This is a genomic window from Paraburkholderia sp. JHI2823 (assembly GCF_038900695.1).
GTDB lineage: Bacteria > Pseudomonadota > Gammaproteobacteria > Burkholderiales > Burkholderiaceae > Paraburkholderia > Paraburkholderia mimosarum.
The window spans coordinates 77082-90938 of record NZ_JAYMRY010000029.1; the positions used below are offsets into that span (position 1 = coordinate 77082).

Genomic DNA, 13857 nt, shown 5'->3' on the forward strand with positions numbered 1-13857 from the left:
GTTAACGCCGCTTAGAGTGCCAACTCAATATCGGGCATCGAGCCCGGTCACAACACAAGCATTGGGGGCGACATGGGCAAGGGCATCAGCATCAAGGCGCGCATCGGTATCACAATGGGTTTCCTGGCGACGTTGATCGTCGTCATTAGCAGCGTGGGTCTGCTCGGCCTCACGCGTTCGAACGAAGCGTACCGCGAGACGTTCACGGACCAGATGCCCAGTTCGCACGCGGTCAACCTGGCCGAAATCTACGCGGCGCGCGAGCGCCTTGCACTCGACCGCGCCGTCTTCGAGGCCGGCACGCCCGACGCCGCCGCGACGATCGAGCGTGCGCACATGCTGCGTGGCGTTTCGGACGACTTCTGGAAAAAATACACGGCGCTGCCGCACAACGGGGAGGAACAGCGCCTCGCTCAGGACGTCGCGGCCCGGCGCGAAGCCCTGCATCATGTCGCGGACCAGTTCGGCGCGAACGTCCAGTCGGGCGACCAGGCTAAGGTGGTGGCAGGCGCCAAGGCGCTCAAGGAGGCCTACGACGCGCTCTCCAAAGCGGACGCCGTCCTCGACAAGTTTCAGATGACGCAAGCGCAAAAGGGCTTCGACGAGGCTGAGGCGGCATTCTCGCAACTGCGCATCGCGGCCATCGCTGCGCTTCTGGTAGGCATCGGCGCGGCGGTGTACTCGTTCTTTTCATTGCGCCGCGCCATTGCCGAGCCGCTTCGCGACGCGCTCGGCGCGTTTCAGGCCATCGCGGCCGGCGACCTCCGCCGGCCCGTGGTCGTGCGGCGCAACGATGAAATGGGCGAACTGCTTGGCGGTGTCGCGCGAATGCAGCGCAGCCTGACGGAAACGGTGCGCTCGGTGCGCGCCGGCACGGACTCGATCGCCACGGCCACGCGTGAGATCGCCGCGGGCAATATCGACCTGTCGTCGCGCACCGAAGAGCAGGCTACGGCGCTGCAGCAGACCGCTTCCAGCATGGAGCAGCTCACGGGCACCGTGAAGCAGAACGCCGACAATGCACGCCAGGCCAGCACCCTCGCAGCCAATGCCTCGGAGATTGCCAACAAGGGCAGCTCCGTCGTCACGCAGGTGGTCGGCACCATGGGCGAGATCAACGAGAGCTCGGCCAAAATCGCCGACATCATCACCATCATTGAAGGCATTGCGTTCCAGACCAATATCCTTGCGCTCAATGCAGCCGTCGAGGCGGCGCGCGCGGGCGAGGAAGGGCGCGGTTTCGCCGTGGTGGCGGGAGAGGTGCGCAGCCTGGCCCAGCGATCGTCGGCGGCGGCCAAGGAGATCAAGGGGCTGATCGACACGTCGGTCGAGCGTGTCCAGGCCGGCTCGGCGCTCGTCGACGAGGCGGGCCGCACGATGTCCGAAATCATCGGCGCCGTGCAGCGCGTGACCGACATCATGGGCGAGATTGCTGCGGCTTCGCAGGAGCAGTCGGGCGGGATCGACCAGGTCGCGCGCGCCGTCACGCAGATGGATGAAGTGACCCAACAGAATGCGGCGCTTGTCGAGGAGGCGGCGGCCGCGGCGCAGTCGCTCGAGGACCAGGCGGGCCGGCTGCGCGCGGCCGTCGCTGTGTTCAGCCTCGATGACGGCGCGCTCGCCCCAGCGTCGGATCAGCCTGCGCTGGGGCGAGCGCCGCACACGGCGGCTTCGCGTCCAGTTTCTCGTCCGGCTTCCGCTGGCGCCGTCGCGGCCGCCATGCCCGCCATGGCAAAGCGCGCACCGCGCCGGACGTCTGCGGGCGCCCAGGCGGTTGCCCGGCCGGCCGCCGTCGCCTCCGCAAGCGGGGTGCCGGCCGGCGCCGCCACGAATGGCGACTGGGAGACGTTCTGAACGCCTTCCGGGCTCCTTTCCAGCCCGTCATGCGCGGCACTTGAGGCTGCCGCGCCTGCCAGCCAGCCGCTGCGACGCAGCGGCTTTTTTGTGCCTTCGACCACGCTGAACGGCCCCCCGATGCGCCATGCGCGCGCCGTTACGGTACATTGTCAGCCGTGTCACCTTCGCGGCCGGGTTGGCGCGCTACACTGCGGCGCCCAGCGGCGCTTGCCAGCGACATCGCCTGGAGCGGGGCGCTCGCCCGAGCCCGGGCCTCACGAGGTGGGTTCCGGGAAAGCGATGGTATCCAAGGGCCCGCGCCGCTGCGCAACGGAGGGGCGCACTGCGCCATGCAGGACTGATTGCGCCGGCCTTCAGCGCCGGCGCCGCTCGACAGCACAAAAAGGAACCCGACATGACGCATGACGATCTCGCGCAACGCCTCGTGACTGCGCGCCGGCATCATCATCTGATCGAAACCCTGGAGCCGGAACGCGTGCCGCCGGACGCAGCCACGGCTTACGCGATTCAGCAGAAGGTGCTCGCCGGGCTCGAAACGACCACGGGCGGCTGGAAGGTCGGCGCTCGCACGCCGGGCGGTCCCGCATCGGGCGCGCCGATCCCGGCGCCCCACGTGCACGCCTCGCCGGCGCGGCTGGAGCGCCGTCTGTTCTTCCGCGTGCTGGTGGAGCTGGAAATCGCGTTTCGTTTCTCGGAGCCGATCGCACCGCGTGCCGAAGCTTATGCACGCGACGAGGTGCTCGCTCGTGTTGCCCAGGTGCTGCCGGCAATCGAAATCGTCGACAGCCGTTTCGCGCAATGGCCCAATGTCGCACCGCTCGCGCAGCTCGCCGACGCGCAGAACAACGGCGCACTCGTGACAGGTCACGCGCTGGCGTACCCGACGCTGGCCCGCGCACTCGATTTCGTCGCACCGGAGCTCGAACTGACGTTCGACGGCGTCTCCCTCGTGCCCGAGGCGCCTGGTAACCCTGCCGGCGACCCGCGCGAACTGCTCGTCTGGTTCGTCAATCATTGCGCCGCGATGGGCATCATGATCGAGCCCGAGTGGACGATTACGACCGGCACCTATGTGGGTGCGCACCGCATCGATAGTCCCGGGCTCCTGCACGGTCACATCGACGGATTGGGCGAAGTCGAGGTCCAGTTCGTCTAGTTCTCTTTGCTGCGCCTGAGGGGCGCGAGATGTAACAGAAGTGCGCCACGTTTTCCGCAGTCACACCAGCTTGTCACATTTACCCGACGAAGGGCCGCCGCGCTTTGCGTGGCGGCCTTTTTTATGCGCCTCATGCGGCGGCCGGGCGCAGACCCGGGAACCTGTCACGTGCGTCATGTTCAGAGTGGGTTCGCACATCGTGTGTTTTTTGGCGCGGGAAAACCACTACGCCGGCCAAGGCTGTCGGCGCCGGTTCAGGCTGCCGTCGAATGCGCGGCAGGTCACCGACGCTGGCGAGATCGACGCGTAAAACGGGAAAAAAATGGCCTTGATGCGCGCGCACAACGTCTGCGGAGTCATGCTTCGGTGGTTGCGGGCTAACGGTTCGTAACAAGCGGGTGTGCACCGACGCCGTGCTGATGCGTTTGATGAAGTAGCGCTGCGTATACCGAACTCCGCCGAACTCCGCGCAGTGCACATGACGCGGCGAAAACCAGTCGATAAACTGGCGCAACGACGTACTGCACCCTGTATTGCAGCGAACGCGCTGCCCGACGAATCATGGCGACAGGTGGGCACGAGATGTGAGAGGGAGCGCAATTCCGGTCTGAAATTTGCACCAGCGGGAAGATGATTGTAAGTCGTTGCCGGGCGTGCTCCAAGCGCTCAATAATGCTTAGCTTCGAAGGCACATCAGGCGCGATTTGACGGTGCGAAAAATTTCAAAAGGGTTTAGGATGAATTTGAGCGATGTCGTTTCCGAATAGCGCGCCGCGCACGACATCGGTCGCAGATCTAGGCGAGGAGGTAGCATGGATATCTACAGCAGCTTCGCGACCCGCTTCGAAAAAACGCGAGAGGAGGAGTTCTCGCTCGAGGAGTATCTCGCGCTCTGCAAGGAAGATCCCAATGCGTACGCCACCGCTGGCGAACGCATGCTGACGGCAATCGGCGAACCCGAACAGATCGACACACGCAACGATCCGCGCCTGTCGCGCATCTTTGCGAATAAGGTCATCAAGGTATATCCAGCATTCCGCGAGTTCTATGGCATGGAGGACGTGATCGAGCAGGTCGTCGCGTACTTCCGCCATGCGGCGCAAGGACTCGAAGAGAAGAAGCAGATCCTCTATCTGCTCGGCCCGGTGGGCGGCGGCAAGTCTTCCATCGCCGAGCGTCTGAAGCAGCTCATGGAGCGCGTGCCGTTCTACGCGATCAAGGGCTCGCCCGTGAACGAATCTCCGCTAGGGCTTTTCGACTACGACGAAGACGGTCCCATACTCGAAGAGCAGTACGGCATTCCGCGCCGCTATCTGAGGAGCATTCTGAGCCCGTGGGCGGTGAAGCGCCTGCACGAGTACAACGGAGACATCCGCAAGTTCCGCGTGGTGCGCCGCTTCCCTTCCATCCTGCGTCAGATCGGCATCGCGAAAACCGAGCCTGGCGACGAGAACAATCAGGACATCTCGTCGCTCGTCGGCAAGGTGGACATCCGCAAGCTCGAGCAATACGCGCAGGACGACGCCGACGCCTACAGCTACTCGGGCGGCCTGTGCCTCGCGAATCAGGGCCTGCTCGAATTCGTCGAAATGTTCAAGGCGCCGATCAAGGTTCTGCACCCACTGCTCACGGCCACCCAGGAAGGCAACTTCAAGGGCACCGAAGGATTCGGCGCGATTCCGTTCAACGGCATCATCCTCGCGCACTCGAACGAGTCGGAGTGGAAGGCGTTCCGCAACAATCGCAACAATGAAGCCCTGCTCGACCGTATCTTCGTGGTGAAGGTGCCGTACTGCCTGCGCTATTCGGAAGAGATGAAGATCTACGAGAAGCTGTTGCGCAATTCGTCGCTTGCCGAGGCCGTATGCGCGCCTGGCACGCTCAAGATGATGGCGCAGATGTCGGTGCTCACGCGCTTGCAGGAGCCCGAGAATTCCAGCCTCTTCTCGAAGATGCAGGTGTACGACGGCGAAAATCTCAAGGACACCGATCCAAAAGCGAAGTCCTACCAGGAATACCGCGACTTCGCCGGTGTGGACGAAGGCATGAACGGGGTCTCCACGCGTTTCGCGTTCAAGATCCTGTCGCGCGTGTTCAACTTCGACTCGACGGAAGTGGCCGCGAATCCGGTGCACCTCATGTACGTGCTCGAACAGCAGATCGAGCGCGAACAGTTCCCGCCGGAAACCGAGCAGAAGTATCTGTCGTTCGTGAAGGACGTATTGGCGTCGCGCTATGCCGAGTTCATCGGCAAGGAGATCCAGACCGCTTACCTCGAATCGTATTCGGAATACGGGCAGAATATCTTCGACCGCTATGTCACCTACGCCGACTTCTGGATCCAGGACCAGGAGTTCCGCGATCACGACACGGGCGAAAGCTTCGACCGCGCGGCGTTGAACGCCGAACTGGAGAAGATCGAGAAACCAGCGGGCATCAGCAACCCGAAGGACTTCCGCAACGAGATCGTGAACTTCGTGCTGCGCGCGCGCGCGGCGAATGCCGGCAAGAATCCGGCGTGGATCAGCTACGAGAAGCTGCGCGTGGTGATTGAGAAGAAAATGTTCTCTAACACGGAAGAACTTTTGCCTGTTATCTCGTTCAATGCCAAAGGATCGGCGGAAGAGCAGCGCAAGCACGAAGACTTCGTCAACCGCATGGTGGCGAAGGGCTATACGCCGAAGCAGGTCCGGTTGTTGTGTGACTGGTATCTGCGCGTGCGCAAGTCGTCATGAACGAAGTGGCTTTACCGTCCGAACGCGCCGCCGCCATGCAGTTGCGGCGGCGCACCAGGACCTCCGGCGGGGCGCAGGCTGCGGGGCCATGAGCGGGTGAACGCGGCACGCACGATGGCAGACGCGGCAATGAACACTGCGCACCTCGCCCATTCGAAACTCGAGCGGGAGACTGGATGTGCTTCATCAAATCATCGACCGCAGGCTGGCCGGCAAGAACAAGAGCATTGCCAATCGCGAGCGCTTTTTGCGCCGTGTGAAGAACTATATTCGTCACGCCGTCTCGGAAGCCGTGCGTGACCGCAGCATCAAGGACATACAGAACAACCAGAGCATCACCATTCCACGCAAGGACATCGCCGAGCCCTCGTTCCGGCACGGTCCCGGCGGCAGGCGCGAGATGGTCCATCCCGGCAACGAGGACTACATACGCGGCGACCGCATTCCCCGGCCGCAGGGCGGCGGGGGCGGTGGCGGCAGCCAGGCGAGCAACGAGGGCGAAGGTCAGGACGACTTCGTGTTCGAACTTTCGCGCGAAGAATTCATGCAGTACTTCTTCGACGACCTCGAACTGCCGCGCCTCGTCAAAACCCATCTCATGGCCGTGCCCACGTGGAAGAACATCCGCGCGGGATGGGCGGCCGAGGGTACGCCCAACAACATCGACGTCGTACGGTCTTTGCGCAGCGCGCTGGGTCGGCGCATCGCGCTCGGTGCCCCGCTCGTCAACGAACTGCACGAACTCGAAGAGCAGCTCGAAGCGCTCAAGACCGACCCGGCGGACAGGCGCGAAGAAATCGCGCGGCTCGAAGAGCAGATTCATCACCTGCGCGGGCGCATCTGGCGCATTCCGTTCATCGATCCGTTCGATCTGCGTTACGTGAATCGGGTGAAGCAGCCGCAACCGTCCAGCCAGGCCGTGATGTTCTGCCTGATGGACGTGTCGGGCTCAATGGACGAGCAACGCAAGGATCTTTCCAAGCGCTTCTTCATCCTCCTTTACCTGTTCCTCAAGCGCAATTACGAAAAGATCGAGGTGGTGTTCATTCGCCACCATACGCGCGCCGAGGAAGTGGACGAGGACACTTTCTTTCATTCCACCGAAAGCGGCGGCACGGTCGTGTCGAGTGCACTGGAGCTGATGAAAAAAGTGATCGAGGACCGTTATTCGCCAAGCGACTGGAACATCTACGGCGCTCAGGCTTCGGACGGCGACAATTGGACTGACGATTCACCCAAGTGCCGCAAGTTCCTCGCGGATGACATCCTGCCGCAGGTGCGCTATTTTGCGTATATTCAGGTGACGCCGGAGGAGCAGAACCTCTGGCTCGAATATGCGCAGCTCGCACTGACCGAACCGCATCTGGCGATGAAGAAAGTCGACACCGCGGCCGACATCTATCCGGTATTCCGGGAGCTGTTTGAAAAACAGGTGGAGCATTCATGACGACACGCCACCTGCACAATGAGGCGCGCGGCTACCAGCCAGAGCGCCGGAAGACGAGCGGCCACGCAAAAGGGCATCATGGCGAACGCGACGAGGAGCGCAAGCTCGACCCTCGCGAAGACGCCGAAGCGCCCGACCTAGCCGCCGAGGCTGCTCGCCACAAGGAGCATGGGCTCGCCCAGCAAAGGGAAGTGCAAATGAACGTAGCCGACCGACGGCCGTTGCCGTGCCCATCCGACTGGACCTTCGAACTCATCGAGGAGTACGACACACACATCTCCCATGTTGCAGAGCAATATGAACTTGATGTGTACCCCATTCAGCTCGAACTGATCAGCGCCGAGCAGATGATGGACGCCTACGCGTCCGTCGGCATGCCTGTGAACTATCGGCACTGGTCGTTCGGGAAGCATTTTCTCTCGACCGAGAAGAGCTACCGCCGCGGCCAGATGGGTCTCGCCTACGAAATCGTCATCAACTCGAATCCCTGCATTGCCTACCTCATGGAAGAGAACACCATGACGATGCAGGCGCTCGTGATCGCGCACGCCGCGTACGGGCACAACTCGTTCTTCAAGGGCAACTATCTGTTCCGTTTATGGACGGATGCGCACGCCATCATCGATTACCTCGTCTACGCCAAGAACTACATCGCCGAATGCGAGGAGCGTTATGGTCTCGACCGCGTGGAAGAGTTGCTCGACTCGTGCCACGCGCTCATGAACTACGGCGTGGACCGCTACAAGCGGCCGCAAAAGCTCTCGCTCGAACGCGAGGCGGCGCTGCGCCGGGAACGCGAGGCTTATCTGCAGTCCCAGGTCAATGAACTGTGGCGCACGCTGCCCAAGCAGCAGATGCCCATTACCGAGGAAGTGGACGAGCGCTTCCCCCCCGAGCCGCAGGAAAACCTGTTGTATTTCGCCGAAAAGAACTCGCCGCTGCTGGAGCCCTGGGAGCGCGAGGTGATTCGCATCGTGCGCAAGATCGGGCAGTACTTCTACCCGCAGCGGCAAACCCAGGTCATGAACGAAGGCTGGGCGACGTTCTGGCATTACACGCTGCTCAACACGCTCTATACGCAGGGCAAACTCGAAGACGGCTTCATGATGGAGTTCCTGCATTCGCACAGCAACGTGATCTACCAGCCGCCAGTGACGAAGCCGTATTACAGCGGCATCAATCCTTATGCGCTCGGGTTCTCGATGATGAGCGACATCCGTCGCATTTGCGAGAACCCCACGGAAGAGGACCGCAAGTGGTTCCCCGAACTGGCCGGCAGTCCGTGGCTCAAGGCACTGCACTACGCGATGCGCAACTTCAAGGACGAGAGCTTTATCGCGCAATATTTGTCGCCGCATCTGATCCGCGAAATGCGGCTCTTCTCCGTGCTCGACGACGACATGCGCGACGCGCTCGAAGTGTCTGCCATCCACGACGAAAGCGGCTACCAGTACGTGCGGCAGGCGCTTTCGAGGCAGTACGACATGCATCACCGCGAACCGAACATCCAGGTGTGGTCGGTGAACACGCGTGGCGATCGCAGCCTCACATTGCGCCACTTCATGAGCGACAACCGCCACCTGTCGGGCGACACTGACGAAGTGCTGCGCCACATGGCGCGCCTGTGGCAGTTCGACGTGTTCCTCGAAAGCGTGGATGAGAACGGCACTGTGAGGAAGCGCTATGAATGCCGCTATATGCCGCCGCCGGTCCGGTTATAACGGCTAGCGTTGTTGTCCCATTGCCGTACGATCGAGCCTGGCAAACACGAGGCCAGCCTGCGGGCTGGCCTCTTTCTTTAATGCACGTCCATCGACGTTGCAATCGACCGTGTGCCGGAACGCCCCCGCGCGCTAAGATACTGCGCCTGTGAACCTTTGACCAAGAACCTCACGCAGAGGCGGATCTCAAAAGGATGGGGTATGGCATTTGAATTCTTTCGCGGGGTGCGGCCGCTCACGCGCGCCTCGGCGTTGCGCGATGCGTTGGCAGGCGTGCAACTCGCATCGATGAATGTCCCGCAACTGCTTGGCTACGCCCGTATCGCGGGGATGCCTGCTGTCACAGGCCTTTACACGGGCTTCCTGCCACTCGTTGCGTTTGCACTCTTCGGCGCGTCGCGCCATCTCGTGGTCGCCGCCGACTCGGCTACGGCCACCATTTTCGCGAGCCGTCTCTCGACCATGGCGGTGCCTTCGAGCGCAGAGTATGTTGCGCTCGCCGGCATGACCGCCTTGCTCACCGCCGTGATGCTGGTGATCGCCCGCGCCTTTCGGCTGGGCTTTCTCGCAGACTTTCTCTCGCGCACCGTGCTCGCGGGTTTCCTCACAGGCGTAGGCGTACAGGTGGGCGTGGCGATGTTCGGCGACATGCTCGGCATCACCGTCAATTCGCGCCGCACTGTCTTGCAGATCAAGCAGATCGTCACGCAGTTGCCCGCCATCCACTGGCCGACGCTCGCCATCGCCGCAGCCGTCGTCGCCGTCATTCTGGTCTTCAAGAAGGTTCGGCCGCGCTGGCCGGTGCCGCTCGTCGCGGTGGCGGGCAGCATCGCCGCGAGCGCCGCGCTGAACTTCGCGGGTCATGGCATTGCAGTAATCGGCCCGGTGGAAGGCGGCTTGCCTCGCGTGAGCTTTCCCGCCGTGGACTGGTTTCAGATGATCGACCTGTTGCAGGTGGCAGCGGCATGCTTCGTCATCATCGTTGCGCAGAGCGCCGCAACGAGCCGCGCGTTCGCCGAGCGCTACGGCGAGCGCACCGACGAGGACGCCAATCTCCTCGGCCTTGCCGCGGCGAACGCGGCGGCGTCGATCAGCGGCGCCTTCGTCGTGAACGGCAGCCTCACGCAAACCGCGATGGCCGACCAGGCCGGCGCGCGCAGCCAGTTCGCACAACTCGTGTTCGCGGCAGTGGTGGTGGTCGTGCTGCTCTTCTTCGGCCGACTGCTGCAATATCTGCCGCACTGCGTGCTGGCCGCGATCGTCTTCACGATTGCCGTGGGGCTCGTGAACATCCGGCAGTTGATCGACATTCGACGCGAAAGCCCCGGTGAATTCTGGCTCGCGGTGACAACGGCGATTGCCGTTGTCGTGATCGGCGTCGAGAACGGCATCCTGATCGCGATTGCGCTTTCGCTGCTGCGTCACGTGCGCCACAGCTACCGGCCGCACACCATGGTGCTCGTGCCGAACGAGGAGGGCCACTGGCTGCCCGAGCCCGCACGAGCAGGGCAGCTCACGGCGCCGGGGCTGATCGTCTATCGCTTCGGCGCGGACCTGTTTTATGCGAACGACCATCTGTTCGTCGACGAGCTGCGCATGTTGATCGAGCGCGCGCCGTCCCCCGTCCATTGCTTGCTCGTGGACGCGGCGGCGATTACCGATCTCGATTATTCCGCGGGACGCGCCGTAATCGACCTTTGCGCGGACCTCACGGAGCGGGGCGTGAAGGTGATTTTCGGGCGCGTGAATCGCTACCTGCTCTCGGACATGGACCGGCACGGCATCACGCCCGTCATCGGTCGCGCAAATATCTTCCCGACACTGCACGAAGCGCTCGCGGCAGTGCGCCCAGATCTCGGATCACGCTCGGATGTCTGAAAGACATGCGCAAAGCTAGGGATCAATACGCGCCGTAGTCGGCGCGTGACGTGAAGAAACTACATACCAGCGTCCATAAAAACCCCGATTGTCCGTTGGAATTCGGCGCTGCTATCGTGCGTTCAAGCGCTGTGGAAGCGCTTCCACTCGAACCCGATCCGGCAGCGCTGAGGAAGTGCAGCCGGTGTTTCATGCGCAGGAGGCTCCGTGATCCAGGATACCGCTGCTGTGCCGCATACGACCGCTGCAACCGCCGACGATCCATTCACTCCATCTGCCAGTTCGGCGTTGTGGCGCAGCGACTTCCTCCTCGGCGCGGCCACAGCCTCGTATCAGATCGAGGGCGCCATCCACGAAGACGGGCGCCTGCCGTCGATCTGGGACACCTTCAGCGCCACTCCGGGCAAGGTGCTCGCGGGCGACACCGGCGCCGTGGCATGTGATCACTACCACCGATGGGAGGCCGATCTCGATCTGCTCGAGAGCCTGAACTTCGAGGCGTACCGCTTTTCGATCGCGTGGCCGCGCGTGATGGACGAGGCGGGGCGGCCCAATGCGAAAGGCGTCGCGTTCTACAAACGTCTGCTGGAGCGCCTGAGGGAAAAGGGCGTGCGCACCTTTGCCACGCTCTACCACTGGGACTTGCCGCAGCACTTGGAGGACCGCGGTGGCTGGCTCAACCGCGACACTGCGTATCGCTTCGCCGACTACGCCGACCTCATGAGCCGTGAGCTGTCCGGCCTCGTCGACGCGTGGATGACGCTCAACGAGCCGTGGTGCTCGGCTTACCTCGGTTATGGCAACGGCCATCATGCGCCGGGGCTCGCCAACGCCCGTTATGCCACTCAGGCCATGCACCATCTCCTGCTCGGGCACGGCCTCGCGACCGCTGTGCTGCGCGCGAACGATCCGGGCTCGACCAAGGGCATCGTGGCGAACGTGGGGCGTGGCACGCCCGACTCGTCATCGCCGGAAGATGTGCGCGCCGCGCGCCGTTTCGAGGTGCAGCACAACGCATGGATTCTCGATCCGCTGCTCAAGGGCGCGTATCCGGCAGAACTATTCGAGCTGTGGCCGGGCACCGAGCCGCTCGTGCTCGAAGGCGATATGGAGACGATCGCGGCCCCGCTCGATTTCCTCGGCATCAACTACTACTTCCGCACCAACGTGAAGAGCGACGGTGCGCACGGCTTCGTCGAGGTGCCGCTGAAGAATGTCGAGCGCACGCAGATGGGGTGGGAGGTCTATCCCGACGGACTGAGCGACCTGCTGACCGGCTTTGGCCGCACGTATGACAACCTGCCGCCCATCTACATCACGGAGAACGGCATGGCTTCGGACGACCGCGTGATTGACGGCCACGTGAACGATACGCAGCGCATCTCGTTCCTCAAGCGCCATCTCGCGGCGGTGGATGCGGCGATCAAGGCCGGCATCGACGTGCGCGGATACTTCGTCTGGTCGCTGCTCGACAATTTCGAATGGGCCTTCGGCTATGAACGACGCTTTGGCGTCGTGCACGTCGATTACGACACGCAGGTTCGCACGCCCAAGCGCAGCGCGGAACTCATCGCCCAATTCATCGCGCAGCGGCGCGCGCTCGATGGTGCGTGAAGGGATTGCAGGACGTTTGACGAGGGAAGGGCAACAACTAGCGTGACAACCACGGCACGGCATGCGACGCTCGTGGGCATGCCGCCTGACGTGCCGTGGCCGCGGAACATCCAGACCAGGAGCTTTGCAGCCCAACCCGGAGCAACCGCAGCCCTGCATGGGGCAGGCGTACGTGCTGAAGCACCCGCTCCGGACCGACAGGAGACGCAATGAAGCACAATGCACCCGTTCTGCGCGGCATCGTGGCCGCTCTCGCGCTGGCCGGCGCACTCGCGGCAGAGGCCGCGGAGCCGCTGAAGGCCAACGTGATTCACTGGTGGACGTCGGGCGGCGAGTCGGCCGCGATCAAGCAGTTCGCGCTCGCCTACGATCAGGCGGGTGGCAAATGGGTGGACAACGCGATCGCCGGTGCGGACCAGGCGCGTGCAACGGCGATCAACCGTATCGTCGGCGGCGATCCGCCCACCGCTGCGCAGTTCAACACGTCGAAGCAGTTTCACGATCTCATCGACCAGGGACTCCTGAACAATGTCGATGCGGTCGCAACGAAGGAGAACTGGAGCGGCACGTTTCCCGAATCGATTCTCACGGCGATCAAGGTCAAAGGGCATTACTATGCGGCGCCCGTGAATATTCACATGCAGGACTGGTTCTTCTATTCGAAGCCGGCATTCGCGAAGGCCGGGATCAAGGGCGAACCGCAGAATTTCGACGAACTGTTCGCGGATCTCGACAGGCTCAAGGCGGCCGGCCTGATTCCGCTCGCGCTGGGCGGCCAGGCATGGCAGGAGAAAATCACTTTCGACGCGATCTTCGCCGACATGGATCGCGATCTCTACATGAAGGTCTACCGCGACCGCGACGCGAACGCCGTGAATTCGCCCGCGTTCCGCAACGTCCTCACGACCTTCAAGCGGTTGCATAATTACGTGGATGCGGGTTCGCCTGGCCGCAACTGGAACGATGCCACGGCGCTCGTGATTTCGGGCAAGGCGGGTATGCAGATCATGGGCGACTGGGCCAAGGGCGAGTTTTCGGCTGCGAACCAGGTAGCCGGCAAGGACTTCGGATGCTTCCCCGGTTTTCCGAAGTCTCCCTACATGATCGCCGGCGACGTGTTCGTGTTCCCGAAGACCGACAACGCGGAGCAGGTGAAGGCGCAGCAACTGCTCGCCACGGTGATGACGTCGCCCCCCGCGCAGGTCGCGTTCAACCAGCGCAAGGGCTCGATCCCGATCCGTCCGGACGTGGACACGTCGGGCTTCGACATTTGTGCGAAGGAGGGCATGGCGCTCATGAAGGACAAGTCGCGGCAACTGCCGAATCCGGAAATGCTGATTCCGCCCGATGTCCAGGGCGCGCTCCAGGATGTGATCACGAACTTCTGGAACAAGAGCCAGTCTGCCGACGACGCGCAGAAGGCCTTTGCCACTGCAATCAAGAGCTGAG

9 protein-coding genes are annotated in these 13857 nt (G+C 62.8%); 8 read left to right on the forward strand and 1 reads right to left on the reverse strand.

Annotated elements, in window-relative coordinates; translation table 11 throughout:
- The first annotated feature begins 72 nt into the window (after positions 1 to 72).
- On the forward strand, positions 73 to 1854 hold the full coding sequence (locus VSR34_RS26380) for a methyl-accepting chemotaxis protein (RefSeq protein WP_342964001.1): 1782 nt from the start codon (positions 73 to 75) through the stop codon (positions 1852 to 1854).
- Positions 1855 to 2251: 397 nt separating this feature from the next.
- Positions 2252 to 3013, forward strand: a complete 762-nt coding sequence (locus tag VSR34_RS26385; RefSeq protein WP_028211519.1) for a hydratase — start codon at positions 2252 to 2254, stop codon at positions 3011 to 3013.
- A 130-nt stretch (positions 3014 to 3143) separates the two neighbouring features.
- Here VSR34_RS26385 and VSR34_RS26390 read toward each other — a convergent pair whose 3' ends face one another.
- Positions 3144 to 3527 carry a hypothetical protein gene (locus tag VSR34_RS26390; RefSeq protein ID WP_155836833.1) on the reverse strand — a complete coding sequence of 128 codons (384 nt, stop codon included), beginning with the start codon at positions 3525 to 3527 and terminating at the stop codon, positions 3144 to 3146.
- A 298-nt stretch (positions 3528 to 3825) separates the two neighbouring features.
- On the opposite strand from VSR34_RS26390, the gene VSR34_RS26395 reads away from it, so the two are divergent.
- The 6 genes from VSR34_RS26395 (at position 3826) to VSR34_RS26420 (ending at position 13856) form a co-directional block, all read left to right on the forward strand.
- Entirely contained in the window at positions 3826 to 5748 is a 1923-nt protein-coding gene (locus VSR34_RS26395) for a PrkA family serine protein kinase (protein WP_028211520.1), read from the forward strand.
- Between the two features lie 178 nt (positions 5749 to 5926).
- Positions 5927 to 7195: a YeaH/YhbH family protein gene (locus VSR34_RS26400; protein WP_342964002.1), complete on the forward strand. Its 1269-nt coding sequence runs from the start codon at positions 5927 to 5929 to the stop codon at positions 7193 to 7195.
- Positions 7192 to 8916, forward strand: a complete 1725-nt coding sequence (locus tag VSR34_RS26405; protein ID WP_028211522.1) for a SpoVR family protein — start codon at positions 7192 to 7194, stop codon at positions 8914 to 8916. The genes VSR34_RS26400 and VSR34_RS26405 overlap by 4 nt, the downstream gene beginning before the upstream one ends.
- A gap of 201 nt (positions 8917 to 9117) precedes the next feature.
- A complete protein-coding gene (locus tag VSR34_RS26410) occupies positions 9118 to 10794 on the forward strand; it encodes a SulP family inorganic anion transporter (protein WP_028211523.1) in 1677 nt (558 codons plus the stop codon).
- A gap of 207 nt (positions 10795 to 11001) precedes the next feature.
- On the forward strand, positions 11002 to 12408 hold the full coding sequence (locus VSR34_RS26415; RefSeq protein WP_342964003.1) for a GH1 family beta-glucosidase: 1407 nt from the start codon (positions 11002 to 11004) through the stop codon (positions 12406 to 12408).
- A gap of 209 nt (positions 12409 to 12617) precedes the next feature.
- On the forward strand, positions 12618 to 13856 hold the full coding sequence (locus VSR34_RS26420) for an ABC transporter substrate-binding protein (RefSeq protein ID WP_028211525.1): 1239 nt from the start codon (positions 12618 to 12620) through the stop codon (positions 13854 to 13856).
- The last annotated feature ends 1 nt before the right edge of the window (position 13857 follow it).